The sequence below is a fragment of the Chromobacterium sp. genome (assembly GCF_041912965.1).
Classification (GTDB): Bacteria; Pseudomonadota; Gammaproteobacteria; order Burkholderiales; family Chromobacteriaceae; genus Chromobacterium; species Chromobacterium aquaticum.
Window position 1 is genome coordinate 71,686 of the sequence record NZ_JAYSGF010000016.1, and the last position, 25,161, is coordinate 96,846.

Genomic DNA, 25,161 nt, shown 5'->3' on the forward strand with positions numbered 1-25,161 from the left:
GGATTGGGATTCAAACCGCGGGAGGGAAAAGCGACGCCTTGTGTCTATGGGTCCGGACCCGCCGGACCCGGCGAGCGTCAGGCCAGCACTTCCCGCAGCATATTGGTCACTTTGCGAGTGGCCGGCTCCACGCCGCGCCAGATGGCGAAGGATTCCGCCGCCTGCTCCACCAGCATGCCCAGGCCATCGGCCAGCATGCCGGCGTTTTCCGCCTGCGCGCGCTGCAGGAAAGGGGTCAGGCCCTTGCTGTACACCATGTCGTAAGCCAGGGTACGAGCCGTGAACAGGCCGTAGGGAATCGGCGGCAGTTCATTGCTGAGGCTGGTCGATGTCGCATTGATCACGATGTCGAAGCTGCGTCCCTTCAACTGCTCGTAGCCTATGGCCTCCACCTTGCCCCAGGGCGCGAAGTGATGCGCCAGCGCCTCGGCCTTGATCAGGGTGCGGTTGGCGATGGTCAAGGCGGCCGGCTTTTGCGCCAGGATGGGTTCCAGCACGCCGCGCACCGCGCCGCCCGCGCCCAGGATCAGCACCTTGGCGCCGGCGATCGGGTAGTCCAGATTATCAACGATGTCGCGCACCAGGCCGACGCCGTCGGTATTGTCGCCATAGGCCTTGCCGTCGCGGAAGCTCAGGGTGTTGACCGCTTCGGCGGCGCGCGCGCGCTCGGTCACTTCATTGGCGAAGCGGTAAGCGTCGCCCTTGAACGGCAGCGTGATGTTCAAACCCTTGCCGCCGGCGGCGACGAATTCGGACACCACCCCGTTGAACTGCCCCAGCTCGGCGAACAGCTTGTCGTAGCTGATGTCCTGCCCGGTCGCGCTGGCGAATTCGTTATGAATGAAGGGCGACTGGCTATGGGAAACGGGATTGCCGATAACGGCGTAACGGTCGGTCATGAGTCAGCTTTCCAAAATGTCGGCATGTTATGTATATAAAAGCGGCTAACAAAACCTCGCCGCTAGGCAAACACGCGGACTCCGGCTGGGTTTTGTTGGCGGCTCTCGCCGTCTTGCTCGCAAGCGAGCGGCGCCAGAACGACACTTTGCCGTGGAACACGGCAAACATCAACCACGTCGCGCCGCTTGCCGCCACCTCAGCCCTGCTGCCAGGGCAGGCCGCGCGCCTTCCAGCCGCCCAGCGCGCCGCGATGCCCCGCCGCGTCCTTATCGCCCTCGAAACCTTCCAGCACGTTGTAGGCCTCGGTATAACCGGCGGCGGCGGCCAGGCGCGCGGCTTCGTCCGAGCGCACGCCGGAGCGGCACATCAGCATCAGTATCCCATCCTTGGGCAGCATCTCCTGCAATTGCTCGATGAAACGCGGATTAGGCTGCATTCCGGGAAAGCTTCGCCACTCCAGCCGCTGGGCATAGGGCACCACGCCGACGAACTGCCATTCCGCCGCGCTGCGCACGTCCAGCAAGGTCGCCTCCGGCAGCGCCTGCTTCAACTGGTGCGCCTCCTGCGGCGTCAGCGCGCCGCGATAGGGCAAACCCTGTTCTTCGGCCCGGCGCTGCGCCTGCTGCAATATCTGCGTCATTTGATCCATGCAAGCTCTCCTCGCGGCCAAGACCGCCCTCAATACCTTTATATACACAGATTATCCATACCAGCGCACCGCTGCAACGCAAGATCAGCCCCATTTTGGTGCACGACTTCGGTACAGGCACCAAGCTGGTTCATTCAACTCTGCTAGCGCCCGTTTTTGGGCTATGACACAATGGAATCTCGGCGATTTTAAGCTGGCACGCTTAATGCTTAAGCGTTAGCCGTACACTAATTCGCACATGATGCATGTAGCCTTTCAGGAGAAAACCATGGCGGTTGCAGACGTAGTCAAGCTGATTACCGAAAACGATGTCAAATTCGTAGACCTGCGCTTTACCGATACCCGCGGCAAAGAACAACACGTGACCATCCCGGCCCACGTGCTGCTGGACGATCCGGAAGCATGGTTCGAGCACGGCCATGCTTTCGACGGCTCCTCGATCGCAGGCTGGAAAGGCATTCAGGCATCCGACATGCTGCTGATGGCCGACCCGGCCACCGCTCGCATCGACCCCTTCTACGACGAACCCACCGTCTTCCTACACTGCGATGTGATCGACCCGGCCGACGGCAAGGGCTATGACCGCGACCCGCGCTCCATCGCCAAGCGCGCCGAAGCCTATCTGAAGGCATCCGGCCTGGGCGACACCGCCTACTTCGGCCCGGAGCCGGAATTCTTCGTCTTCGACAGCGTGACCTGGGGCACCGACATGTCCGGCTGCTTCGTCAAGATCAAGGCCGAGGAAGCCGCATGGGCGTCCGCCGAGGAATTCGAAGGCGGCAATATGGGCCACCGCCCGGGCGTCAAGGGCGGCTACTTCCCGGTGCCGCCGGTGGACTCCTCCCAGGACATCCGCTCCGCCATGGTGCTGCTGCTGGAAGAACTGGGCATCCCGGTGGAAGTGCATCACCATGAAGTGGCCACCGCCGGCCAGAACGAGATCGGCACCAAGTTCAGCACCCTGACCCAGCGCGCCGACTGGACCCAGATTCTGAAATACGTGGTGCACAATGTGGCGCACAGCTACGGCAAGACCGCCACCTTCATGCCCAAGCCCATCGTCGGCGACAACGGCTCCGGCATGCACGTGCACCAGTCGATCTGGAAGGACGGCAAGAACCTGTTCGCCGGCGACGGCTATGCCGGCCTGTCCGACACCGCGCTCTACTACATCGGCGGCATCATCAAGCACGCCAAGGCGCTGAACGCGATCACCAATCCGGGCACCAACTCCTACAAGCGCCTGGTGCCGCATTACGAAGCGCCGGTGAAGCTGGCCTACTCCGCCAAGAACCGCTCCGCTTCCATCCGCATTCCGCACGTGGCCAGCCCCAAGGGCCGCCGCATCGAAGCGCGCTTCCCGGATCCGCTGGCCAACCCCTATCTGTGCTTCTCCGCGCTGCTGATGGCCGGCCTGGACGGCATTCAGAACAAGATCCACCCGGGCGACGCCGCGGACAAGAACCTGTACGATTTGCCGCCGGAAGAGGACAAGCTGATCCCGACCGTGTGCGCCAGCCTGGACGAGGCGCTGGCCGCTCTGGACAAGGACCGCGAGTTCCTGACCCGCGGCGGCGTGTTCTCCAATGACTGGATCGACGCCTACATCGAATTGAAGATGCAGGAAGTGAACCTGACCCGCATGACCACGCATCCGGTTGAATTCGCGATGTATTACTCGCTGTAAGCGAAGCGGATCATCCCCGCAAACGAAACGGCAGCCTCATGGCTGCCGTTTTCATATATGACTTGGCCCGCCGATTTGCATATCATTAGCAATGCCGAAACCAAGAATCCGACTCCGCCGCTCATGAAAACGCTATCCCTCTGTCTATTGCTGCTGCTCAGCGCCTCGGCGCAGGCCACCGTTTACAAGTACGTGGACAAGGACGGCAACGTCACCTTCACCAATGTGCCCATCCGCGGCGCGCAGCCGATACGGCTCAACCCGCTCTCCTCCTATCCCAGCCAGCACAAGAACAGCGGCAACAGCAGCGGCGGCGCGGCGCCAGCCAAACCGTCCAGCAGCTTCCCCAGCGTCGACCCCGGCACGCAGAAACAGCGCGATAGCGGCCGCCGCAAGATCCTGGAACAGGAACTGGCCAATGAGCAGAAAGCGCTGGCCGATGCGCAAAAGGCGCTGACCGATGGCAAGGCCACGCGCAACGGCGACGAAACCCGCAATTACCAGAAATACCTGGACCGGGTGCAGAAGCTGCAGGACGAAGTCACCGATCGCCAGAAGAACGTGGAAGCGCTGCGCCGCGAATTGGGGCAAAACTAGTTTGACGCACCATCTTGGTGCATACTGCCATTAAACGGGCCATTCCCCATCCCACGGGCATGGCCCGAATCTTGCTGCGCCAACGCATGCCCTTCGCGACCGAGCCCACAGGACACCCCACACCATGCCGCCGACCAGCTTTGCCGGACTAGAACTGCTGGACACCCCCGTGCTGATCGCTGATGCCGACGGCGCGCTCCACTTCGTCAATCCCGCCTGCGAGAACCTGCTGGCGCTGGGCAGCCGCGAGCTGCGCCGCCACAGCCTGTTCGAACTGTTCCAGCCCTGCCCGGCGCTGCGCCAGGCGCTGGCCACCGCGCTGCGCCACAACGCCAGCTTCATCGAACACGATCTGGAACTGATCCCGCAGCACAGCGAGCAGGCGCTGCACATCGCGCTGTCCATCACCCCGGTGGACGCCGACGGCGGCTTGGCCTTGATCGAGCTGCGACCGCTGGATCAGCAGTTGAAGATCGCCAATGAAGAGCGCTTGCTGCTGCAGCACCAGGCCAACCGCGAGTTGATCCGCAACCTGGCGCACGAAATCAAGAACCCTCTGGGCGGCATCCGCGGCGCGGCGCAATTGCTGGAGCACGAGTTGCTGGACCGCCCCGAGCTGAAGGAATACACCGCGGTGATCAAGGAAGAGGCGCTGCGCCTGCAGTCGCTGGTGGATCGCCTGCTGGCGCCGCACCGCAGCCATGTGCGCGCCGAAATCAATATCCATGAAGTGCTGGAGCGCGTGCGCAGCATCGCGCTGGCCGAATTCCCGCATGGCTTGCAGATCCGCCGCGATTACGACACCAGCCTGCCGCTCCTGGTGGCGGACAAGGAACAACTGATCCAGGTGGTCCTCAACATCGTCAAGAACGCGACCCAGGCGATGAAGGGCAAGGGCGAGCTGGTGCTGCGCACCCGGGTCGCGCGCCAGGCGACGCTGGCGCGCAAGCGCCACACCCTGGCATTGAAATTGCAGATCGTCGACAACGGCCCCGGCATTCCCGACGAGATCAAGGACCATATTTTCTACCCGCTGGTCACCGGCCGCGCCGAAGGCACCGGCCTGGGGCTGACGCTGGCCCAGGCCTTCGTCCATCAGCATGGCGGCAATATCGAGTTCGAATCACGGCCGGGACAGACCTGTTTCACGGTGATGCTGCCTTTCGCCACCGACTAAGCATTGAACGATAAAAACACCTTGCGGCGACCGGCCAAGGCCGGCGAGCCCCACCATGAGGATTCCGTGATGAAACAAGCGGTATGGATTATTGACGACGACAAGGCGATACGCTGGGTGCTGGAAAAAGCGCTGGGCCGCGCCGGCATCGGCTTCGACAGCTTCGCCAGCGCCGACGACGCGCTGAACGCGCTCTACGACCGCACGCCGCAAGTGATCATCTCCGACATCCGCATGCCCGGCATAGACGGGCTGAAATTCCTGGCCAAGGTCAAGGGCGAGCATCCGGCGCTGCCGGTCATCATCATGACCGCGCACTCGGACCTGGACTCGGCGGTGGCGGCCTTCCAGGGCGGCGCCTTCGAATACCTGCCCAAACCCTTCGACGTCGACCAGGCGGTCTTGCTGATCGAGCGCGCGCTGGCGGAAAACAGCCCGGCCAGCGCCGCGGACGACGCGACGGAAGCGATGCCCGCGCTATTGGGCCAGGCGCCGGCGATGCAGGACGTGTTCCGCGCCATCGGACGGTTGTCGCAATCCAACGTCACCGTGCTGATCACAGGCGAATCCGGCACCGGCAAGGAAAGGGTCGCCGAAGCGCTGCACCGCCATTCGGTGCGCGCCGGCCGCCCCTTCATCGCGCTCAATACCGCCGCCATACCCAAGGACTTGCTGGAATCCGAGCTGTTCGGCCATGAAAAAGGCGCGTTCACCGGCGCGCTCGCCACCCGCCGCGGCCGATTCGAGGAAGCCGAAGGCGGCACGCTGTTCCTGGACGAGATCGGCGACATGCCCACCGAACTGCAGACCCGGCTGCTGCGCGTGCTCTCCGACGGCCACTTCTACCGCGTCGGCGGCCACACCCCGATCAAGGCCAATGTCCGCGTCATCGCCGCCACCCACCAGAACTTGGAGCAGCGAGTGCGCGACGGCCAGTTCCGCGAAGACCTCTACCATCGTCTGAACGTGATCCGGCTGCGGCTGCCGCCGCTGCGGGAGCGACGCGAGGATATCCCGCTGCTGGCGCGCCACTTCCTGTCCAAGAGCGCGGTGCAACTGGGCGTGGAGACCAAGCGCCTCAGCGAGGCCGCCATGGACGTGGTCAAGCACAGTCCGTTCTCCGGCAATGTGCGCGAACTGGAAAACCTGTGTCAGTGGATCAGCGTGATGGCGCCCGGCCAGACCGTGGAAGTGGCCGACCTGCCGCAGGAACTGCGCGAACCCGCCGCCGGCGCGCACAGCGCCAGCGGCGATGCCCAGGCCGACTGGCCGCTGCTGCTGGCCGAGGAAGTCAGCCGCCGTCTGCGCGGCGGCGAAACCGGCATCATCGACGAATTGACCCGCCGCTTCGAAGCCAGCTGCATCCGCAGCGGCCTGGCGCACACCGGCGGCCGCAAGGTGGAAGCCGCCCATCTGCTGGGCTGGGGCCGCAACACCCTGACCCGCAAGATCCAGGAACTGGGTTTGGAAGCCCATGCTGACGAAGCGCATGACAAAGCCGAGCCGGGGCTCATAAAATGAAACCATGATCATTGTCGCGAGGACGCGCCCATGCCCAAGCCCGTACTGGCTCTGCTCGCCCTGCTGGCCGGCGGATGGACGCACGCCGCGCCCGTCTTGCGCATCGTCGTCGGCAATGCCGAGCCGGCCCCCTTCGTCGACTACTCCCCGCCCCGGCTGTCCGGCCCCGTCATCGAACTGGTCAAAACCGCGGCGGAGCGCTGCGGCCTGAGCCCGCAATTCCGCCCGCTGCCGGCGCGGCGCGTGCTGCGCAGCCTGGCGCTGAGCCAGGCCGACGCCGCCGCCATGCTGTCCTTCCAGACTGACCGAGCCAAGCAGATGCGCTACCCGATGCGCGACGGCCAGGTCGATCCGCGCTACCGATTGGCCGCCATGTCCTATGTGCTCTATGTGCCGCAGCAATCGGCGCTGCGCTGGGACGGCCTCCGGCTGGACCTGCCCGAGGATGAGAAAGTGGGCGTCAACCGCGGCTGGGCGATCACTCGCGAATTGAAAGCCCGCCGCATCGCGTCGGAAGAAGGCGGCAATATGGCGGAAAACTTCGCCAAGTTGCAGGCCGGGCGCATCGCCGCTTTCGCCATGCATGAACCCGGCGGCGATGCCTATCTGGCCGGCCAGCCGCAGCTGCACATGAAAAAGCTGCAGCCCCCGCTCAAGACCGAAAGCAACTACCTGGTGTTCAGCCAGGCCTACGGCCAGGCTCATCCGGAGCGCATGCGCTGCGTCTGGAATCAACTGCCGCCGCTGCGCCGGCGGCTGGCCCTGCCCTGAATCAGTTGGTCGCGCCCAGCGGCGTCAGCCCCGGCAAGGTGGCGAAGCTCTGCTCGCGCACCGTGGCCAGGAAGTCCTGCATATAGGCCAGGCCGCCATCGTCGCTGCGCACCGCCGCGTACAGCTCGCTGCTCAAACCGCGCTCGCCGATAGGCCGCGCCACCACGTAACCGCGCTCCAGATAGGGCTTGACCGCCCAATACGGCAGAGCCGCCACGCCACGGCGGCTGGCCACCAGCTGGATGATGGCGATGGTCAGTTCGCTGCTGCGCCGTGCCGGATTGATTCCCGCCGGCCGCAACACCTTGCGCACCAGATCCAGCATTTCGTCCGGCACCGGGTAATGAATCAGCGTCTCGTCGGCGAAATCCTCCGCCAGCCAGCAGCGCTTGTGCGCCAGCGGATGATCGCGCGCGACGATGCCCACCATTTCATAAGCGAACAGCGGCTGGAAATCGACGCCGGCCTGGGTTTCCGCCTCCGACACGATGGCCAGATCGGCGCGGTGGCTCAGTAGCAGACTGACCGGGTCGGTATGGAAACCGGACACGATGTCCAGCTCCACGCCCGGCCAATGCTGGCGGAACGCGTCCATCGCCGGCATCAGCCAGTCAAAGCAGGTATGGCACTCTACCGCCACGCGCAATTCGCCGGCCTCGCCCTGGCGCAGCCGCGCCAGGTCGCGCTCCGCCGCCGCCACTCGCGCGTTCAGATCATGCGCCAGCGTCAGCAAGCGCTCGCCGGCGGCGGTAAAACGCAATGGCTGGGTCTTGCGCTCGAACAAGCTCATGCCATAGCCCTGCTCCAATTGTTTCAACTGGTGCGACAGCGCAGACTGGGTCAGGAACAGGCGGCTGGCGGCCAAGGACACGCTGCCGGTTTCGGCCAGCGCCAGCAGGGTGCGCAGATGTCGGACTTCCAGAATGCTCATCATGAATTCATTTCATGTTAACTGGCAAAATAATGAGTTTGTATCATACAGCAGCTTGCGCAATGCTAGGGACATCACGAACCAAGGAGTCCACCCATGACCACCCTGCACTTGCTCGGCTTTCCCCGCATCGGCGCCAAACGCGAACTCAAAACCCTGCTGGAGAATTACTGGAAGAATGAAATCGACGAGACCGCGCTGCTCGGCGGCGCGCGCGAACTGCGCCAGCGCCACTGGCTGCTGCAAAAAGGCGCCGGCGTGGAATTGTCACCGGTTGGCGATTTCTCCCTCTATGATCATGTGCTGGACGCGCAGCTGCTGGTGGGCGCGGTGCCGCCGCGCTTCGGTTTCGACCCGGCGCAACTGAGCACGGAACAATACTTCCAGCTGGCGCGCGGCAACGCCAAACAGCCGGCGCTGGAAATGACCAAATGGTTCGACACCAATTACCACTACCTGGTGCCGGAATGGCATGCCGACACTGCTTTCCAGGCTCAGCCGCAGCGCCTGCTGGCGCAAGTGCGCGAAGCCCAGGCGCTGGGCCTGCGCGCCAAGCCGGTGCTGCTGGGGCCTTTGTCCCTGCTGTGGCTGGGCAAGAGCAAGGGCACCGACTTCGACAAGCTCGCGCTGCTGCCCGGTCTGCTGCAAGCCTACCGCGAGCTGCTGGCCGCGCTGGCCGAGGCCAAGGTGGAATGGGTGCAGATCGACGAGCCCATCCTGGCGCTGGACCTGCCGCAAGAATGGCTGACCGCCTTCGAGCCCGCCTACCAACAATTGCAAGACAGCCCCTTGCAGCTATTGCTGGCCACTTACTTCGGCAGCGTCGCCGAACACGCCGAACGGCTCAAGCGCCTGCCGGTGGCCGGCCTGCACCTGGACCTGGTGCGCGCGCCGCTGCAGCTGGAAGCCTTCGCCGCCGGCTGGCCGCAGAACAAGGTGCTGTCCGCCGGCGTCATCGATGGCCGCAATATCTGGCGCGCCGACCTGTCCCGCGCGCTGGCCGGCCTGCTGCCGCTGGCCGCCGAATTGGGCGAGCGCTTGTGGATTGCCCCCAGTTGCTCCTTGCTGCACACCCCCTTCGACCTGGCCGCGGAAACCCAGCTCGATGTCGACGTCAAGACCTGGCTCGCCTTCGCGGTGCAGAAGCTGAACGAACTGAAGGTATTGAAGCGCGGCGTGGAACAAGGCCGCGACGCCATCGCCAATGAATTGGCCGGCAGCGATTACGCCCGTCAACAGCGCGCCGCCAGCCCGCTGATCCACCGTCCCGATGTCCAACAGCGGCTGGCCGCGCTGCCAGCCGACGCCGATCAACGCCACAGCGCCTATCCGGTCCGCGCCGCCGCGCAGCAAGCCTGGCTCAAGCTGCCGCTGCTGCCCACCACCACCATAGGCTCCTTCCCGCAAACCGCGTCCATCCGCGGCGCTCGCGCCGGCTTCAAGCGCGGCGAATTGTCCGCCGATGCCTACCGCCAGGCAATGCAGCAGGAAATCGAGCTGGCGATCCGCCGCCAGGAGGCGCTGGACATCGATGTGCTGGTGCACGGCGAGGCCGAGCGCAACGATATGGTGGAGTACTTCGGCGAGCAATTGTCCGGCTTCGTGTTCACCGCCGGCGGCTGGGTGCAAAGCTACGGCAGTCGTTGCGTCAAGCCGCCGATTCTGTTCGGCGACGTGGCGCGGCCGCAGCCGATGACCGTGGAATGGGCCGAATACGCGCAAAGCCTGACCCCGCGTCCAGTCAAGGGCATGCTGACCGGCCCGGTCACCATCCTGCAATGGAGTTTTGTCCGCGACGACCTGCCGCGCGGCGAAGTCTGCCGCCAGATCGCCCTGGCGCTGAACGACGAAGTGCGCGATCTGGAAAGCGCCGGCATCCGCGTGATCCAGATCGACGAACCGGCGATCCGCGAAGGCCTGCCGCTGAAGCGCGCCGACCGCGCCGCCTATCTGGACTGGGCCGGCCAGGCCTTCCGCCTGTCTTGCCACGGCGTGGCCGACGCCACCCAGATCCACACCCATATGTGCTATTCGGAGTTCGGCGACATCCTGCCGGCCATCGCGGCGCTGGACGCCGATGTGATCACCATAGAAACCTCGCGTTCGGACATGGAGCTGTTGCAGGACTTCGGCCACTTCCGCTACCCCAACGCCATCGGCCCCGGCGTCTACGACATCCACAGCCCGCGAGTGCCGCCTGAGGCGGAAATTCAGCAACTGCTGGAAAAGGCGCTGCAAGTGATCGAGCCGGAAAAACTGTGGGTCAATCCCGATTGCGGCCTGAAAACCCGCGGCTGGCCGGAGGTGGAGGCCGCGCTCGCCAGCATGGTCAAGGTCAGCAAGACGCTGCGCCAACGATTGGCGCAGGAGACCGACGCCGTCGTTTGAAACCTTGGAGACCGACAAGAAAAAGGCCCCTCGATCGAGGGGCCTTTTTAGGTTTCGGCTCAGGGCTGCAACATGCCCGGCGTCATCATCGCCTTCAAGCGCGTCTGCTCAATGCCATGGCGCTCGCGGTGGCTCAGCCACCAGATCGAACCCTTCTTCACGCTCCACAACTGTTGCTGCTCCGACAACAGAGCGGATGTCAGCCAGCCGATATAAGGCTGATGGCCGACCAGCACCACGGTGCGGTTCGCTTCCGGCCAGCCTATCGCCTCCAGCACCTCTTGCGGCGATGCCGTCGGGTTCAGCGCCGGCACGGTCTGAAAGCTCTTGGCCAGCAGCGCCGCGGTCTGCTGCGAGCGCTTGGCCTCGGACGCCAGCAATAGATAATCGCGCGGCAGGCGCACCCGCAGCCAGGACGCCATCTGGCTGGCCTGCTGCTGGCCGCGTCGCGTCAAGGCGCGGGCCAGATCGTCGGAACCTTCCTCGGCCTCGGCATGGCGCCACAAAATCAAATCCATACACACCCCTCGTAAAAATATTTTTAATTCCGCCGCAAGCGAGCCAAGTCGGGCATCCGCTGATGACGGGATGCGCGGCTTGGCGCGACTGCGCAATGAAAACCGCCGGTCCGCCTACAGCGGGAACAACGCCAGCAGCAAGGGCACCAGCAAGGCGGTGAGCAAGCCGTTCAAGCCCATCGCCAGCCCCGCGAACGCCCCCGCAGTCTCCGACAACTGGAACACCCGCGCCGTTCCTATCCCATGCGCGGAAATGCCGGTGGCAACGCCCAGCGCCATATCATCGTGCAAACCCAGCGCGGCGAACAGCGGCCGCGCCACCACCGCGCCGAAAATTCCGGACAGGATCACGCACATCGCCGACAACTCGGGCACCCCGCCTATGCCCTGAGCCACGCTCATCGCGATCGGCGTGGTCACCGCGCGCGTGCTCAGCGACAGCAAGACCTCGTGCGGCAGGCCGAACAGCCAGCCAAAACCCACCGCGCTGACGATGCCGGCCAGCCCGCCCAGCAAAATGCTCAGCGCCAGCGGCCCCGCCGCGCGCTTCAGGCGGCTCAGATTGCCGTACAAGGGCACCGCCAGCGCCACCGTCGCAGGTCCCAGCAACATCTGGATCAACTGCGCGCCCTGCATGTACTGGCGATAATCGGTGCCCGACAGCAATAGCCAGCCCAACAGCAACAGCACGCCGATCAGCACCGGATTGGACAAGGGGTGGCCATGACAGCGCCGATTCAGCCACAAGGCCAGACGATAAGCCAGCAATGTGACAAACACCCCGGTCAACGGCGACGCGCGCAAGGCGCCCAATGCCTCAATGCCCGCCATGTCCGCTCCTGCGACGCCGCCGCGCCAGCATCCAGTGCAGGGCCAGGCCCGGCACCAGCAGCGTGGTCAGCGTGGACAGCGCCAGCACCGCCGCCAGCCGCGCGCCGTGCTCGGCCAGCAAGCCCTGGTAGGCCAGCACCGCGCCGCCGGCCGGAATGAACAGCAAGGACATGTGCGCCAGAAAACGCGGCACCTGGATTTGCAGCGTGGCCGGCACGCCGCGGCGCACGCTCAGCGCGACAAACAGCAACAGCATGCCCAGCACCGGGCCGGGCAGCGGCAGGCCCAAGCCTCGCGCCAGCACTTCTCCCGCCAATTGAAAACCCAGCAAACACAATGCGGTCTCTATCACCTCAGCCCCCAGCCAAACAGCAATGCCAACATGATAATGTGCCGGCGCGCGCTTGGGGATAGACAGATGCGCGCGCCCAGACCGCAGATGGGACGGGACAAGGCCGCGCCGGCTTTGGCATAATGCGCGCCATGCCCCATCACGCACTCTGGCGGCCGCAGCCCCCCGCGCTGCCCGCCGCCGTACTATCCTGCCTCACCGAAGCCGGCTCGCTGACCGAACGGCTGCAAGCCACCGGCCGCCGCTTCGCCGTGCGCGTGCTGAAGCAGCAGACCGGCCCTTGCCTGGACGATGAGGCCGCGCTGCTGGGCCTGGCCGCCGGCGCGCCGCTGCTGGCGCGCGAAGTGGCCTTGACCCTGGACGACACCCCGGTGGTGTTCGCCCGCAGCGTAGCGCGCCTGGACTGCGCGGACTGGCTGCCCATTCTAGACCGCGGCAGCCGCTCCCTGGGCCTGACCTTGTTCAGCGAGTTGCCGGATTTACGCCGCGATCCCTTGCATTACCAATTGATAGACGCCGACCATCCGCTGTTTGAACCCGCGGCGGCGCTGAGCCCGCATCAAAGCTATCCGGCGCGGCGCTGCCGCTTCCTGCTGCGCCAGGCGCCCTTGCTGATCTGCGAACTGTTTTTGCCGGAACTGGAGACTTTGCTGTGATCACCGCCGCCGTTTTCAAGGACCGCTTCTCCGTGTACATGCAGTTGATGCGCATGGACAAGCCCATCGGCACCTTTTTGCTGCTGTGGCCGACGCTGTGGGCGCTGTTGATCGCCGGCCACGGCCGGCCCGATCCGCTCATCGTGCTGATTTTCATCATTGGCACTTTCTTGATGCGCTCCGCCGGCTGCGTGGTCAACGACTACGCCGACCGCGATTTCGACGCCCATGTGGCGCGCACTCGGCTGCGCCCGTTCGCCCGCGGCGCGGTCAGCAAGAAAGAAGCCTTGCTGCTGGCCGCCGGCCTGGCCCTGCTGTCGCTGCTGCTGATCCTGCCGCTTAACCGTCTGACCCTGCTGTTGAGCCTGCCGGCGCTGTTCATCGCCGCCACCTATCCGTACACCAAGCGTTTCTTCCCGGTGCCGCAGGCCTATCTGGGCCTGGCCTTCTCCTTCGGCATCCCGATGGCCTTCGCCGCCCAGGCCGGCGAGGTACCGACGCTGGCCTGGCTGCTGTTGCTGGCCAATGCCTGCTGGACGCTGGCTTACGACACCGCCTACGCCATCAGCGACAAGCCTGACGATATCAAGATCGGTATCAAGACTTCGGCGCTCACCTTCGGCGATTACGACGTGCTGGCCGTGATGCTGTTCCACGCCGCCTTCCTCGCGCTGATGACCGGCATCGGCCTGCACCTGGCGTTGAACTGGCCTTATTACCTGTCCCTGCTCTGTGCCATCGCCCTGATGGCCAAACAGTACCTGGACATCCGCGAACGCGACCGCGCCGCCTGCTTCAAGGCCTTTCTCGACAACAACCGCGTCGGCGCGGTCATTTTCGCCGGCGTCGCCGCCAGTTACTGGTTGTTCTGAGCTTCAAGCCGATGGCATGAATTTGCGCCACGGCAAGTTTTTATGAATTTGTGTGAACTTTCCCGCCAGGCGCAAATCCCAGACAGGGCATATCCCACCCATTTGGGATTGCAGCCGGCATGCACCGCCGGCTTTACACAAGAAAGGTCACAATCATGAAAAAACTGATTTCCGCTCTGATCGCCGCTGCCTTCGCCACCACCGCCCTGGCCGCCACCCCGGCTTCCGCTCCGGCCGAGAAGAAGATGGAGCACAAGGCCGAACACAAGAAAGCCGGCAAGAAGCATGCTTCCGCGCCCGCCAAGCACAAGAAGCATGCCCACAAGAAGCACGCTCACAAGAAAGGCGAGCACCAGTCGGCTTCCGCCGCCAAGTAATTGAGCCCCGGCGGTTCAGCTTGACGCAAAAACGCCGCGCTTCCTTGAGAAGCGCGGCGTTTTGACATTCCAATTTCAGCGACAAAACCGGCTCATGCCGGTAGCGCGGACTCGACTGGCGGCGATTTACTCGCCGAAACCACAGAATACTTCGCGCATCATCTTCAGCACCTCCAGCGTGCGGATATCGCCAACGCGGTAATAGACGCGGTTGGCGTCCTTGCGCGTGCGCAACACGCCCTTGTCGCGCATAATGGCCAAATGCTGAGAAATATTGCTCTGCGACGTGCCGACCTGCTCGACTATGTCCTGCACGCTCACTTCCTGGTCTTCCAGCACCGATATGATCTTCAGACGCAGCGGGTGCGACATCGCCTTCATCGCCCTCGAGGTCTGCTCGATCTGGTCATCGTTGAACAGCAAGGCTTCTCTCCCTGTAGAGTCATTATATTTAGTCTGACTGCGGTACAATACTACACTAAATCCAATACCATCAAGATTTTCTAATATTCAGAATGTGAATGCCATGAAATCCATCAAACCGGTGTTGTTGTTGATTCTCGACGGTTTTGGCCATCGCACCGAAGGCGATGACAACGCGATTCTGCATGCCTCGATGCCCAACTGGAACCGCCTGCGCCAGACCTTCCCCTACGGCACCATCAATGCCTCGGAAAATTTCGTCGGCCTGCCCTCCGGCCAGTTCGGCAACTCGGAAGTCGGCCATCTGAACATCGGCGCCGGCCGCGTGGTGCAGCAGGACATCAGCCGCATCGACTGCGACATCGAGGACGGCCGTTTCGCCGCCAACCCGGTGTTGGGCGCGGCGATCGCCAAGGCCAAGGACTCGACGCTGCACATCATGGGCCTGCTGTCCGACGGCGGCGTTCACAGTCATGAGAACCACATTCATTCGCTGATCCGCGCGGCCCAGGCCGCCGGCGTCGCGCGCATCCTGGTGCATGCCTTCCTGGACGGCCGCGACACCCCGCCGCGCAGTGCCAAGACCTATCTGGAACGGCTGGACGCGGTGCTGGCCGAATGCCCGTCCGCGCGCCTGGCATCGGTGACCGGCCGCTACTGGGCGATGGACCGCGACAAGCGCTGGGAACGCGTGGAACCGGCTTACCGCCTGCTGGTGGAAGGCGAAGGCCTGTACCATGCCCGCAGCGGCCTGGAAGCGCTGGAAGCCGCCTACGCCCGCGATGAGAACGACGAGTTCGTCAAGGCCACGGCCATCGGCGAAACGGCCGGCATGCGGGACGGCGATGTCGTCGTGTTCATGAATTTCCGCGCCGACCGCGCGCGCCAGCTGGTCAGCGCGCTGACCGATCCGGCCTTCGACGGCTTCAAGGCGCGCCAGCCCAAGTTCGCAGACTTCGCCACGCTGACCTCCTACGGCGAGGCCTACAGCCAACTGTCCATCGCCTATCCGCCGCAAAAGATCAGCAACGGCTTTGGCGAATACCTGGCCAGCCTGGGCCTGAAACAGCTGCGCATCGCCGAAACCGAGAAATACCCGCACGTCACCTATTTCTTCAACGGCGGCGAGGAGCAGGTTTATCCCGGCGAGGACCGCATCCTGGTGCCATCGCCCAAGGTGGCCACCTATGATCTGCAGCCGGAAATGAACGCCGGCGAAGTCACCGACAAGATCGTCGCCGCCATCGCCTCCGGCCAGTACCAGGCCATTATCTGCAACTACGCCAATGGCGACATGGTCGGCCACAGCGGCATCTTCGACGCCGCGGTCAAGGCGGTGGAAGCGCTGGACGGCTGCATAGGCCGCTGCGTGGAAGCGATGCGCGCCGCCGGCGGCGAAGTGCTGATCACCGCCGACCACGGCAACTGCGAGCAGATGTACGATGCCGAGCATCACCAGCCGCACACCCAGCACACGCTGAGCCCGGTGCCCTTCCTCTACGTCGGCCGTCCGGCCCGGATTCGCGCCGGCGGTTCGCTGCGCGACATCGCACCGTCGCTGCTGGCGATGATGGGCCTGGAACAACCAACGGAGATGACTGGTCAATCGTTGATCGAATTCCAATAAGAATCTGTTCTAATAGTCTGCTGCGCTTCAGCATAACAGCGTTAAAAACGCGTTCAGAATGCTCATGTACCGCTTTGTGCATTCCGCTGCTTCAAGCGTTTTCGCCTTGTCTCGCTCTGGCTCGCGAGACTTTAGAACAGACTCCAAGACCCGCCGCCGCCGGCCCCGCCGGCGTCAAGGAGCCGGACCCCTCGCTCGAGGACGGGGCGTCCGGCTCGCGGCCCAAGAGAAAGCACATTCCCGGCAATGAAATCCTATGTCCTGATGGCGACCCTGCTCGCCGCAGCCAGCCACGCCGCGCCGCCGGCTTCCGCCGCGCTGTCCACCACGCCGCATCAGCAAGACCTCAAATCGGTGCGCAAGGAAATCGACACGCTGAAAAAGGACATCGCCCAGAAACAGGTGGTGCAGAAAGAGGCCCAGTCGGCGATCAAGGAATCGGAACAGGCCATCGCCCAGACCAACCAGGCGCTGGTAAAGCTGGAAAAGAAACAAAGCAGCTCCGAGCAGCAGCTCGAAGCGCTGCGCGCCCAGATCAACGCCAGCCGCAACAACCTGGCCGCGGTGCGCCAGCGCGTCGGCCAGATGCTGGCGCGCCAGTACAAGAACGGCCAGCACGATGCGATGAAGCTGATGATGAACGCGAACGATCCCAATCAGAGCGCGCGCGACCTCGCCTACTATCAGCATATCGCCCGCGCCCAACAGCAGTTGGTCGCCCAGTTGATCACCCACCAGCATGAACTGGAAGCGCTGTCCTTCCAGCTGGAGCAGGAACTGGCCCGCCTCAACTCGCTGTCGGACCGCAAGAGCCAGGAAAAGAGCTCGCTGCAGCAGGACAAGGCCAGCCAGCAGCAGGAGCTGAGCAAGGTCACCGGCGAGATCAAGTCCGGCCAAAGCAAACTCAGCCAACTGCAGGAAAACGAAAAGCGCCTGACCGGCCTGATCGCCCAGATCAACCGGGAAATCCAGCGCCGCCGCGCCGAAGCCGCGCGCAAGGCGGCGGAGGAACGCAAGGCCAAGCTGGCCGCCGCCCGCGAAGCCGCGCGCAAAGAGAACGAGCGCCGTCGCAAGCTGGCGGAAAACGCCAAGAAACAGGGCAAGCCGGTGCCGGAGGAAGCCAAGCGGACGGTCACGGTGAAAGAGGAAGCGATCACCGACGTGGCCGACGACAGCGCCGCCGGCCGCGCCTTCGTCAGCCTGCAGGGCAAAATGAAGATGCCGGTGGCCGGGCAATTGGTCGGCCGCTTCGGCAAGCCGCGCCAGCAAGGCGTCAGCTGGAAAGGCCTGTTCATCCAGACCGCCAACGGCACCCCGGTGCGCAGCGTGGCCGACGGCACCGTGGTGTTCGCCGATCAACTGCGCGGCTTCGGCAACGCCATCCTGATCGACCATGGCGGCAACTACATGACGGTCTATACCGGACTATCGGTAATAGGTAAATCCGTGGGCAGCGGCGTCAAGGCCGGTGACACAATCGGCAACACCGGAACACTGGACAGCGGCGAATCCGGCCTGTACTTTGAAATCCGACACATGGGACGCCCCCTAAACCCGCAAGCCTGGGCGCGCTGAACCGGGCAACGGAGACAGATAACAAACATGAGCAGCCAAAGAATGAAGAAGATTGCCTGGCTAGTGGCCGGCGCCATGGCCGGCGGCGTGCTGACGCTGAGCATGCAAGCCTTTGCCGACAAGGGTGAATCCCCGCTGCCGCTGAGCGAGTTGCGCACCTTCGCCGAAGTGTTTGGCCGCATCAAGCAGGACTATGTCGATCCGGTGGAAGACAAGAAGCTGATCACCGCGGCGATCAAGGGCATGCTGACCGGGCTGGACCCGCACTCCGACTACATGGACCCGGATGCGTTCAAGGAGCTGAAGGAAGGCACCCAGGGCGAATTCGGCGGCCTCGGCATCGAAATCGGCGCCGAGGACGGCCTGGTCAAGGTGGTGTCCCCTATCGAAGACACCCCGGCGCAAAAGGCCGGCATCAAGAGCGGCGACCTGATCATCAAGATCGACGACACCCCGGTGCGCGGCCTGTCCCTGACCGACGCGGTGAAAAAGATGCGCGGCAAGCCGGGCACCAAGGTCACGCTGACCATCGCCCGCAAGACCGAGACCAAACCGCTGGTATTCACGCTGGCGCGCGCGGTGATCAAAACCAAGAGCGTCAAGTACAAGCTGCTGGAACCGGATTACGGCTATGTGCGCATCACCCAGTTCCAGGAGCACACCTCCGAGGATCTGGCCGCCGGCATCCAGGCGCTGTACAAGGAGAACAAGCAGGGCCTGAAGGGCCTGGTGCTGGACCTGCGCGACGACCCGGGCGGCCTGCTCAACGGCGCGGTCGGCGTTTCCGCCGCCTTCCTGGCCAAGAACCAGCTGGTGGTGTACACCGAGGGCCGTACTCCTGACGCCAAGATGCGGCTGACCGCCAATCTGCAGAACTACGCGCGCCCCAACGGCAGCGACCCACTGTCCAAGCTGCCGCAGGATGCCCGCAACGTGCCGCTGGTGGTGCTGGTCAACGGCGGTTCGGCCTCGGCGTCGGAAATCGTCGCCGGCGCGCTGCAGGACCACAAGCGCGCGGTGCTGGTGGGCACCCAGACCTTCGGCAAGGGCTCGGTGCAATCCATCATGCCGCTGGGCAACGCCGGCGGCATCAAGCTGACCACCGCGCGCTACTTCACGCCCAACGGCCGCTCGATCCAAGCCAAGGGCATCGTGCCCGACGTGGTGGTGGAAGACGGCACGCTGACCGCGGCCGAACAGGCGCTGCGCCTGCGCGAGGTGGACCTGGAAAACCACCTGGCCAATCCCAACGGCGAGGACAAGGCGCCGGCCAAGAGCAGCGCCAAGCCCGCGGCCGCGCCCAAGCCGGCCCCCGCGCCGGTCAAGCCGGACGACGGCCAGGACAAGGCTAAGCCGGAAGAGAAGAGCCAGTTCGGCCCGCGCGATCCCAATCCGAAGAACGACAACCAGCTGTCGCAGGCGCTGAACATTCTCAAGGTCCAGCAGATCCTGCAGAAAAAAGGCAGCTGAGCCGCTCGCGGCCACCCACGCACGCCCCTGGTTTTTCCAGGGGCGTTTTTCATGCGCGTCCGTCATCGTCCTTCTGCAAAACATCGTCATTCCTGCTACGCTGTCCGGCTGAACCCTAGTTTCCCGGCCGGAGCCGCAGCCCTCATGCTTACCCGCGAATTCGTGCTTTCCTTTCGCGAAGCCGCCCCCTATATCAACGCCTACCGCGGCAAGACCTTCGTGCTGGCCGTCAGCGGCGAAACTCTGCAGGACGGCGAATTCGCCAGCCTGGCGCAAGACATCAACCTCCTGGTCAGCCTGGGCGTGCGCATCGTGCTGGTGCACGGCATCCGCCCGCAGATCGAAGGCCTGCTGAAACGCCACGGCATCGCCCGCCTGTTCCACCGCGACCGCCGCGTCACCGACGCCGCGACCATGGACGTGGTCAAGCAGGCGGCCGGCGCCACCCGCTGCGATATCGAGGCGCTGCTGTCCATGGGCATGCCCGATTCGCCGATGCACGGCGCCCATCTACGCGTGGCCGGCGGCAACTTCGTCACCGCCCAGCCGCTGGGGGTGCTGGACGGCGTGGACATGCAATACACCGGCCAGGTACGCCGCGCAGACGGCGCCGCCATCCGCGCCCGCCTCGACCATGGCGAGCTGGTGCTGCTGTCGCCCATCGGCTACTCGCTGACCGGCGAGGCCTTCAACCTGACCATGGAAGAGCTGGCCACCCACGTCGCCATCACCCTGAAGGCGGAAAAGCTGATCTTCGTGATCGAGCAGCGCGGCGTGATGCTGAACGAGGAGCTGATCAGCACGCTGACCGCGCAGCAGGCCGAAGACCTGCTGGCCTCCGGCCAGCTGCAGGACGACGTCAGCGCCTATCTCCCTTACGCCATCCGCGCCACCCGCGAAGGCATTCCGCGCGCTCACTTGATCAGCCGCCATGCGGACGGCGCCTTGCTGGTGGAACACTTCACCCGCGGCGGCAATGGCACCATGATCGCGCGCGATCCGCTGGTGCGGGTGCGCAACGCCAGCATCGAAGACATCGGCGACATCATCGGCCTGATTCAACCGCTGGAAGAACAGGGCGTGCTGGTCAAGCGCAGCCGCGAACACCTGGAAGTGGAAATCGGCGAGTACTCGGTGCTGGAGCACGACGGCAAGATCTACGGCTGCGTGGCCATGCACCCGTTCACCGACGCCGGCACCGCCGAACTGGCCTGCCTAGCGGTGGCGCAGGACAAGCGCGACGGCGGCTTCGGCGAGATGCTGCTCAAACACGTGGAATACCAGGCGCGCACCCAGGGCCTGCAATCGCTGTTCGTGCTCACTACCCAGACCGCGCACTGGTTCGTCGAACGCGGCTTCGCCGAGGCGGACAAGAGCGCGCTGCCGCTGGCGCGGCAGCAGTTCTACAACTATCAACGCCGCTCCAAGGTTTTCGTCAAGGTCTTGTAAGACTAGGGCCGCGCCGTGGTTGGAAGCGTTTCATCTCTGTGACACAATGTTGAATTAACCTTTTTCCGATATTTTAAGGATTGCGCCATGAGCAGAACCGTCAATTGCGTCAAGCTGGGCCGCGAAGCCGAAGCCCTCGACTTCCCGCCGCTGCCGGGCGAACTGGGCAAGCGTGTGTTTGAGAATGTATCCAAGGAAGCCTGGCAAGGCTGGCTGCGCTATCAAACCATGCTGATCAACGAAAACCGCCTGAGCCTGGCCGACGCCCGCGCCCGCCAGTACCTGGCCGCGCAGCTGGAAGCCTACTTCTTCGGCGACGGCGCCGACGCCCCGGCGGGCTATACCCCGCCGCAGAACTAATCTCCATGCCCAGCCCTCCAAGCGAGGGCTTTGTTTTTCCCTGAACTCTCCACTGTTGGCTTGAACCCCGTATGTCACACACGCAAGACTTGCTGATCAACCGCGAACTGGGCCTGCTCGAATTCAACCGCCGCGTGCTGGCCCAGGCCGAAGACGCCAACCTGCCGCTGCTGGAACGGCTGAAATTCCTGTGCATCGTGTCCTCCAACATGGACGAGTTCTTCGAAGTGCGCGTGGCCTGGCTGCAAGAAACCGCCGTGGCCACGCCGGAGCGCATCCTGGCCGACGGCTCCACGCCGGAACAGGCGCTGGCCAAGGTGGCCACCGCCGCGCACCAGCTGGTGCGCGACCAGTACGCGGTGATGAGCGAAGTGCTGTTCCCGGCGCTGCGCGAGGAAAACATCATCTTCCTGCGCCGCAGCGAGTGGAGCCAGGCGCAGCAGCAATGGGTGCAGGACTTTTTCTTCCGCGAGCTGATGCCCATCCTGACCCCGATTGGTCTGGACCCGTCCCATCCCTTCCCCAAGGTGCTGAACAAATCGCTTAACTTCGCGGTGGAACTGGAGGGCCGCGACGCCTTCGGCCGCGCCTCCGGCATCGCCATCGTGCAAGCGCCGCGCATCCTGCCGCGCGTGATCAAGCTGCCGGCCGAAGTCAGCGACGGCCATCGCCACACCTTCGTGTTCCTGTCCTCCATCCTGCACTCCCACGTGCACGAGCTGTTCAGCGGCATGGCGGTCAAGGGCTGCTACCAGTTCCGCGTCACCCGCGACAGCGAGCTGACGGTGGAAGACGAGGATGTGAAAAACCTGCGTACCGCGCTGCAGGGGGAATTGCGCCAGCGCCAGTTCGGCGACGCGGTGCGGCTGGAAATCGCCGACACCTGCCCGGCGCACATGGAAGAATTCCTGCTGACCCAGTTCAACCTCAAGCCGCGCGACGTCTACCGCGTCAACGGCCCGGTCAATCTGGTGCGGCTGATGCAGGTGCCGGACCTGGTGGATCGGCCCGACCTGAAATTCACCCCCTTCATCCCCACGCTGCCGGAGATGTTGCGCAAGAAGACACCGCTGTTCGACGCCATCCGCAAGGGCGACATCCTGCTGCACCACCCGTTCCAGAGCTTTCAGCCGGTGATAGACATGCTGACGCTGGCCGCCTCCGATCCGCACGTGGTGGCCATCAAGATGACGGTGTACCGCACCGGCACCGACTCGGTGCTGATGGAATCGCTGATCGCCGCCGCCCGCGCCGGCAAACAGGTGACCGTGGTGGTGGAGCTGATGGCGCGCTTCGACGAAGAAGCCAATATCGGCTGGGCCAGCCGGCTGGAGGATGCCGGCGCCCACGTGGTCTACGGCGTGATCGGCTACAAGGTGCACGCCAAGATGCTGATGGTGGTGCGCCGCGAAGAACACGGCCTGCGCCGCTACGTGCATCTGGGCACCGGCAACTACCACCCGCGCACCGCCCGCCTCTACACCGACTTCGGCCTGCTGACCTGCAATGAGCAGATCGCCAGCGACGTCAACGACATCTTCGTGCAGCTGACCGGCCTGGGCCGCGCCAGCCAGCTCAAGCTGCTGTTCCAGAGCCCGTTCACGCTGCACAGCATGGTGATGGAGGCGATAGACCGCGAAATCGCCCACGCCCAGGCCGGCAAACCGGCGCAGATCATCGCCAAGATGAACGCCCTGCTGGAAAGCCAGGTGATTCACGCGCTGTACCGCGCCAGCCAGGCCGGGGTCAAGATCCAGTTGATCGTGCGCGGCGTGTGCGCGCTGCGGCCCGGCGTGCCGGGCTTGTCCGACAACATCAGCGTGCGCTCCATTGTCGGCCGCTTCCTGGAACACCCGCGCGTGTTCTATTTCCACAACGACCGCAAGGAAGACCTGCTGATCGCCAGCGCCGACTGGATGGGCCGCAACTTCTTCCGCCGCATCGAAACCTGCGTGCCCATCGTCGACGCCAAGCTCAAGCGTCGGGTGATCAAGGAAGCGCTGCGTCTGTACCTGGACGACAACGTCAACGCCTGGGACATGCTGCCGGACGGCAGCTACAAACGCCGCACCTCCCGCGGCAAGCCGCATTGCGCGCAATTGCAGCTGCTGGAAGAGTACACCCGCTGACACCCGGCCCGCGGCCACGCCGCGGGCGCCCTCCCCCGCAAGGACAACCATGGAAATCGCCGGCTACAGTCTCGCCGCCCTGCTCGTCATCGCCGGCCTGGCCGGCACCATGCTGCCCATCATTCCCGGCCTGCCGCTGATGTTCGGCGGGCTGCTGCTGGCCGCCTGGCTGGACAACTTCAACCACCTGGGCGCCATCAGCCTGATCATCATGGCCCTGCTCACCGCGCTGGGTCTGGTGATTGATTTCTTCGCCGGCCTGCTCGGCGCCAAGGCCAGCGGCGCCAGCAGCCAGGCGCTGTGGGGCGCCTTCATCGGCGGCATCGTCGGCATGTTCTTCGGCCTGGCCGGCGTGCTGCTCGGCCCGCTGGTCGGCGCCGTCATCGGCGAGTTCATCGCCCGCAAGGACGCCTTCCAGGCCGGCAAGGTCGGCATCGGCACCTTCATCGGCTTCATCGTCGGCGCGGTGGCCAAGGTGGCCTGCGCCTTCGCCATGCTGGCGACCGCGGCGCTGGCGCTACTGTTCTAGCGGCCGGCTACGCGGCCGCGTGGCTGGCCTAAACCGGGGGATTTGGTAGAATCCCGGTTTATCCCCTTTCAATCCAGCGTGAATACCGATGGCACAATATGTAATGTCCATGCTCCGCGTGAGCAAGATCGTTCCGCCCAAGCGCCAGATCATCAAGGACATCTCCCTGTCCTTCTTCCCCGGCGCCAAGATCGGCCTGCTGGGCCTGAACGGCGCCGGTAAATCCACCGTGCTGCGCATCATGGCCGGCGCGGACAAGGAATACGAAGGCGAGGTGCAGCACCTGGCCGGAGTCAAGATCGGCTACCTGCCGCAGGAACCGCAGCTGGACCCGGAAAAAACCGTGCGCGAGGAAGTGGAAAGCGGCATGGGCGACGTGATGGGCGCGCAGAAGCGCCTGGAAGAGGTGTACGCCGCCTACGCCGACCCGGACGCCGACTTCGACGCGCTGGCCGAAGAACAGGCCAAGCTGGAAGCCATCATCGCCGCCGGCGCCAACGACAACGTAGAACACCAGCTGGAAATCGCCGCCGACGCGCTGCGCCTGCCGCCGTGGGATGCCAAGATCGGCCCGCTGTCCGGCGGCGAGAAGCGCCGCGTGGCGCTGTGCAAGCTGCTGCTGTCCAAGCCCGACATGCTGCTGCTGGACGAACCCACCAACCACCTGGACGCGGAATCGGTGGAATGGCTGGAGCAATTCCTGGTGCGCTTCCCCGGCACCGTGGTGGCCGTCACCCACGACCGCTACTTCCTGGACAACGCCGCCGAATGGATTCTGGAACTGGACCGCGGCGAAGGCATCCCGTGGAAAGGCAATTACTCCAGCTGGCTGGAACAGAAGGAAGCCCGCCTGGCGCAGGAAGCCAAGAGCGAAGGCGCGCGCATGAAGGCGATGAAACAGGAACTGGAATGGGTGCGCCAGAACCCGAAAGGCCGCCAGGCCAAGTCCAAGGCGCGTCTGGCCCGCTTCGAGGAACTGTCCAGCTACGAAACCCAGAAGCGCAACGAAACCCAGGAAATCTTCATTCCGGTGGCCGAGCGCCTGGGCAATGAGGTGATCGAGTTCAACGGCGTGTCCAAGGGCTTCGGCGACCGCCTGCTGATCGACAATCTCAGCTTCAAGGCCCCGCCGGGCGCCATCGTCGGCATCATCGGCCCCAACGGCGCCGGTAAATCGACGCTGTTCAAGATGATTGCCGGCAAGGAACAGCCGGACAGCGGCGAGGTCAAGATTGGCCAGACCGTGCAGATGGCCTTTGTCGAGCAGACCCGCGAGGGCCTGGACGGCGACAAGACCGTGTTCGAGGACGTGGCCGCCGGCGCCGACATCCTCACCGTGGGCAAGTTCGAGATGTCCAGCCGCGCCTATCTC

24 protein-coding genes are annotated in these 25,161 nt (G+C 64.4%); 17 read left to right on the forward strand and 7 right to left on the reverse strand.

Annotation, left to right across the window (positions count from 1 at the left end):
- Nucleotides 1-77: 77 nt before the first annotated feature.
- Together aroE and ACE3QM_RS10940 are read right to left on the reverse strand one after the other, a co-directional pair.
- Nucleotides 78-899: a shikimate dehydrogenase gene (gene aroE, locus ACE3QM_RS10935; protein ID WP_048409091.1), complete on the reverse strand. Its 822-nt coding sequence runs from the start codon at nucleotides 897-899 to the stop codon at nucleotides 78-80.
- Nucleotides 900-1,096: 197 nt separating this feature from the next.
- Entirely contained in the window at nucleotides 1,097-1,549 is a 453-nt protein-coding gene (locus ACE3QM_RS10940) for a rhodanese-like domain-containing protein (RefSeq protein WP_048409092.1), read from the reverse strand.
- 268 nt (nucleotides 1,550-1,817) lie between these two features.
- Here ACE3QM_RS10940 and glnA point away from each other — a divergent pair, with 268 nt between their 5' ends.
- The 5 genes from glnA to ACE3QM_RS10965 all read left to right on the forward strand — a co-directional run bounded on the left by glnA (nucleotide 1,818) and on the right by ACE3QM_RS10965 (nucleotide 7,302).
- Entirely contained in the window at nucleotides 1,818-3,236 is a 1,419-nt protein-coding gene (glnA, locus tag ACE3QM_RS10945) for a glutamate--ammonia ligase (protein WP_048409093.1), read from the forward strand.
- Between the two features lie 123 nt (nucleotides 3,237-3,359).
- Nucleotides 3,360-3,833: a DUF4124 domain-containing protein gene (locus ACE3QM_RS10950; protein ID WP_374421809.1), complete on the forward strand. Its 474-nt coding sequence runs from the start codon at nucleotides 3,360-3,362 to the stop codon at nucleotides 3,831-3,833.
- A 124-nt stretch (nucleotides 3,834-3,957) separates the two neighbouring features.
- Nucleotides 3,958-5,010: a nitrogen regulation protein NR(II) gene (gene glnL / locus ACE3QM_RS10955; RefSeq protein ID WP_048409094.1), complete on the forward strand. Its 1,053-nt coding sequence runs from the start codon at nucleotides 3,958-3,960 to the stop codon at nucleotides 5,008-5,010.
- A gap of 69 nt (nucleotides 5,011-5,079) precedes the next feature.
- Nucleotides 5,080-6,531, forward strand: coding sequence for a nitrogen regulation protein NR(I) (gene ntrC, locus ACE3QM_RS10960; protein WP_374421812.1), 1,452 nt, complete (start codon nucleotides 5,080-5,082; stop codon nucleotides 6,529-6,531).
- A 30-nt stretch (nucleotides 6,532-6,561) separates the two neighbouring features.
- The gene (locus ACE3QM_RS10965) at nucleotides 6,562-7,302 is read left to right on the forward strand and encodes a substrate-binding periplasmic protein (protein WP_374421815.1); all 741 of its coding nucleotides are present in this window, start codon (nucleotides 6,562-6,564) and stop codon (nucleotides 7,300-7,302) included.
- 1 nt (nucleotide 7,303) lies between these two features.
- Here the strand turns inward: ACE3QM_RS10965 and ACE3QM_RS10970 are convergent, their stop codons facing one another.
- Nucleotides 7,304-8,236, reverse strand: coding sequence for a LysR family transcriptional regulator (locus ACE3QM_RS10970; RefSeq protein WP_374421817.1), 933 nt, complete (start codon nucleotides 8,234-8,236; stop codon nucleotides 7,304-7,306).
- 93 nt (nucleotides 8,237-8,329) lie between these two features.
- Between ACE3QM_RS10970 and metE the strand changes: the two genes are divergently transcribed.
- The gene (gene metE / locus ACE3QM_RS10975; RefSeq protein ID WP_374421819.1) at nucleotides 8,330-10,621 is read left to right on the forward strand and encodes a 5-methyltetrahydropteroyltriglutamate--homocysteine S-methyltransferase; all 2,292 of its coding nucleotides are present in this window, start codon (nucleotides 8,330-8,332) and stop codon (nucleotides 10,619-10,621) included.
- Between the two features lie 59 nt (nucleotides 10,622-10,680).
- On the opposite strand, the gene ACE3QM_RS10980 is transcribed toward metE, so the two are convergent.
- The 3 genes from ACE3QM_RS10980 to ACE3QM_RS10990 all read right to left on the reverse strand — a co-directional run bounded on the left by ACE3QM_RS10980 (nucleotide 10,681) and on the right by ACE3QM_RS10990 (nucleotide 12,322).
- The gene (locus tag ACE3QM_RS10980) at nucleotides 10,681-11,139 is read right to left on the reverse strand and encodes a histidine phosphatase family protein (protein WP_048409099.1); all 459 of its coding nucleotides are present in this window, start codon (nucleotides 11,137-11,139) and stop codon (nucleotides 10,681-10,683) included.
- A 114-nt stretch (nucleotides 11,140-11,253) separates the two neighbouring features.
- Nucleotides 11,254-11,970, reverse strand: coding sequence for an LrgB family protein (locus ACE3QM_RS10985; protein WP_231463406.1), 717 nt, complete (start codon nucleotides 11,968-11,970; stop codon nucleotides 11,254-11,256).
- The gene (locus ACE3QM_RS10990) at nucleotides 11,957-12,322 is read right to left on the reverse strand and encodes a CidA/LrgA family protein (RefSeq protein ID WP_374421822.1); all 366 of its coding nucleotides are present in this window, start codon (nucleotides 12,320-12,322) and stop codon (nucleotides 11,957-11,959) included. Before ACE3QM_RS10990 ends, ACE3QM_RS10985 begins: the two co-directional genes overlap by 14 nt.
- Nucleotides 12,323-12,453: 131 nt before the next feature.
- Here ACE3QM_RS10990 and ACE3QM_RS10995 point away from each other — a divergent pair, with 131 nt between their 5' ends.
- The 3 genes from ACE3QM_RS10995 (at nucleotide 12,454) to ACE3QM_RS11005 (ending at nucleotide 14,227) form a co-directional block, all read left to right on the forward strand.
- Nucleotides 12,454-12,978: a chorismate lyase gene (locus tag ACE3QM_RS10995; protein WP_231463401.1), complete on the forward strand. Its 525-nt coding sequence runs from the start codon at nucleotides 12,454-12,456 to the stop codon at nucleotides 12,976-12,978.
- 38 nt (nucleotides 12,979-13,016) lie between these two features.
- Nucleotides 13,017-13,850 (forward strand): 4-hydroxybenzoate octaprenyltransferase, encoded by an 834-nt coding sequence (gene ubiA, locus ACE3QM_RS11000; RefSeq protein ID WP_374421840.1) that lies wholly within the window; start codon nucleotides 13,017-13,019, stop codon nucleotides 13,848-13,850.
- A 155-nt stretch (nucleotides 13,851-14,005) separates the two neighbouring features.
- Nucleotides 14,006-14,227, forward strand: a complete 222-nt coding sequence (locus ACE3QM_RS11005) for a hypothetical protein (RefSeq protein WP_231463399.1) — start codon at nucleotides 14,006-14,008, stop codon at nucleotides 14,225-14,227.
- A gap of 126 nt (nucleotides 14,228-14,353) precedes the next feature.
- On the opposite strand, the gene ACE3QM_RS11010 is transcribed toward ACE3QM_RS11005, so the two are convergent.
- On the reverse strand, nucleotides 14,354-14,650 hold the full coding sequence (locus ACE3QM_RS11010) for a helix-turn-helix transcriptional regulator (protein ID WP_019100570.1): 297 nt from the start codon (nucleotides 14,648-14,650) through the stop codon (nucleotides 14,354-14,356).
- 103 nt (nucleotides 14,651-14,753) lie between these two features.
- On the opposite strand from ACE3QM_RS11010, the gene gpmI reads away from it, so the two are divergent.
- From gpmI to ettA, 8 genes are all read left to right on the forward strand, one after another.
- A complete protein-coding gene (gene gpmI, locus ACE3QM_RS11015) occupies nucleotides 14,754-16,277 on the forward strand; it encodes a 2,3-bisphosphoglycerate-independent phosphoglycerate mutase (RefSeq protein ID WP_374421825.1) in 1,524 nt (507 codons plus the stop codon).
- Nucleotides 16,278-16,523: 246 nt separating this feature from the next.
- Nucleotides 16,524-17,852 (forward strand): murein hydrolase activator EnvC, encoded by a 1,329-nt coding sequence (locus tag ACE3QM_RS11020; protein WP_231463395.1) that lies wholly within the window; start codon nucleotides 16,524-16,526, stop codon nucleotides 17,850-17,852.
- A 42-nt stretch (nucleotides 17,853-17,894) separates the two neighbouring features.
- Nucleotides 17,895-19,322: a S41 family peptidase gene (locus ACE3QM_RS11025; protein WP_374421843.1), complete on the forward strand. Its 1,428-nt coding sequence runs from the start codon at nucleotides 17,895-17,897 to the stop codon at nucleotides 19,320-19,322.
- Between the two features lie 144 nt (nucleotides 19,323-19,466).
- Nucleotides 19,467-20,771, forward strand: a complete 1,305-nt coding sequence (argA, locus tag ACE3QM_RS11030; RefSeq protein WP_048409107.1) for an amino-acid N-acetyltransferase — start codon at nucleotides 19,467-19,469, stop codon at nucleotides 20,769-20,771.
- A gap of 87 nt (nucleotides 20,772-20,858) precedes the next feature.
- Nucleotides 20,859-21,131 (forward strand): oxidative damage protection protein, encoded by a 273-nt coding sequence (locus tag ACE3QM_RS11035; RefSeq protein WP_048409108.1) that lies wholly within the window; start codon nucleotides 20,859-20,861, stop codon nucleotides 21,129-21,131.
- Between the two features lie 71 nt (nucleotides 21,132-21,202).
- Complete coding sequence (gene ppk1 / locus ACE3QM_RS11040; RefSeq protein ID WP_048409109.1) at nucleotides 21,203-23,260, forward strand: polyphosphate kinase 1; 2,058 nt, start codon at nucleotides 21,203-21,205, stop codon at nucleotides 23,258-23,260.
- Between the two features lie 49 nt (nucleotides 23,261-23,309).
- Entirely contained in the window at nucleotides 23,310-23,789 is a 480-nt protein-coding gene (locus ACE3QM_RS11045) for a DUF456 domain-containing protein (RefSeq protein WP_374421829.1), read from the forward strand.
- Between the two features lie 88 nt (nucleotides 23,790-23,877).
- On the forward strand, nucleotides 23,878-25,161 hold a 1,284-nt coding region (ettA, locus tag ACE3QM_RS11050; RefSeq protein ID WP_374421832.1), incomplete at its 3' end, for an energy-dependent translational throttle protein EttA.

Excerpts from the sequence above, each read along its gene's own strand:
- aroE (WP_048409091.1), bottom strand. The coding sequence starts at position 899 with ATGACCGACCGTTACGCCGTTATCGGCAATCCCGTTTCCCATAGCCAG.
- ACE3QM_RS10940 (WP_048409092.1), bottom strand. The coding sequence starts at position 1,549 with ATGGATCAAATGACGCAGATATTGCAGCAGGCGCAGCGCCGGGCCGAA.
- glnA (WP_048409093.1), top strand. The coding sequence starts at position 1,818 with ATGGCGGTTGCAGACGTAGTCAAGCTGATTACCGAAAACGATGTCAAA.
- ACE3QM_RS10950 (WP_374421809.1), top strand. The coding sequence starts at position 3,360 with ATGAAAACGCTATCCCTCTGTCTATTGCTGCTGCTCAGCGCCTCGGCG.
- glnL (WP_048409094.1), top strand. The coding sequence starts at position 3,958 with ATGCCGCCGACCAGCTTTGCCGGACTAGAACTGCTGGACACCCCCGTG.
- ntrC (WP_374421812.1), top strand. The coding sequence starts at position 5,080 with ATGAAACAAGCGGTATGGATTATTGACGACGACAAGGCGATACGCTGG.
- ACE3QM_RS10965 (WP_374421815.1), top strand. The coding sequence starts at position 6,562 with ATGCCCAAGCCCGTACTGGCTCTGCTCGCCCTGCTGGCCGGCGGATGG.
- ACE3QM_RS10970 (WP_374421817.1), bottom strand. The coding sequence starts at position 8,236 with ATGATGAGCATTCTGGAAGTCCGACATCTGCGCACCCTGCTGGCGCTG.
- metE (WP_374421819.1), top strand. The coding sequence starts at position 8,330 with ATGACCACCCTGCACTTGCTCGGCTTTCCCCGCATCGGCGCCAAACGC.
- ACE3QM_RS10980 (WP_048409099.1), bottom strand. The coding sequence starts at position 11,139 with ATGGATTTGATTTTGTGGCGCCATGCCGAGGCCGAGGAAGGTTCCGAC.
- ACE3QM_RS10985 (WP_231463406.1), bottom strand. The coding sequence starts at position 11,970 with ATGGCGGGCATTGAGGCATTGGGCGCCTTGCGCGCGTCGCCGTTGACC.
- ACE3QM_RS10995 (WP_231463401.1), top strand. The coding sequence starts at position 12,454 with ATGCCCCATCACGCACTCTGGCGGCCGCAGCCCCCCGCGCTGCCCGCC.
- ubiA (WP_374421840.1), top strand. The coding sequence starts at position 13,017 with ATGCAGTTGATGCGCATGGACAAGCCCATCGGCACCTTTTTGCTGCTG.
- ACE3QM_RS11005 (WP_231463399.1), top strand. The coding sequence starts at position 14,006 with ATGAAAAAACTGATTTCCGCTCTGATCGCCGCTGCCTTCGCCACCACC.
- gpmI (WP_374421825.1), top strand. The coding sequence starts at position 14,754 with ATGAAATCCATCAAACCGGTGTTGTTGTTGATTCTCGACGGTTTTGGC.
- ACE3QM_RS11020 (WP_231463395.1), top strand. The coding sequence starts at position 16,524 with ATGAAATCCTATGTCCTGATGGCGACCCTGCTCGCCGCAGCCAGCCAC.
- ACE3QM_RS11025 (WP_374421843.1), top strand. The coding sequence starts at position 17,895 with ATGAAGAAGATTGCCTGGCTAGTGGCCGGCGCCATGGCCGGCGGCGTG.
- argA (WP_048409107.1), top strand. The coding sequence starts at position 19,467 with ATGCTTACCCGCGAATTCGTGCTTTCCTTTCGCGAAGCCGCCCCCTAT.
- ACE3QM_RS11035 (WP_048409108.1), top strand. The coding sequence starts at position 20,859 with ATGAGCAGAACCGTCAATTGCGTCAAGCTGGGCCGCGAAGCCGAAGCC.
- ppk1 (WP_048409109.1), top strand. The coding sequence starts at position 21,203 with ATGTCACACACGCAAGACTTGCTGATCAACCGCGAACTGGGCCTGCTC.
- ACE3QM_RS11045 (WP_374421829.1), top strand. The coding sequence starts at position 23,310 with ATGGAAATCGCCGGCTACAGTCTCGCCGCCCTGCTCGTCATCGCCGGC.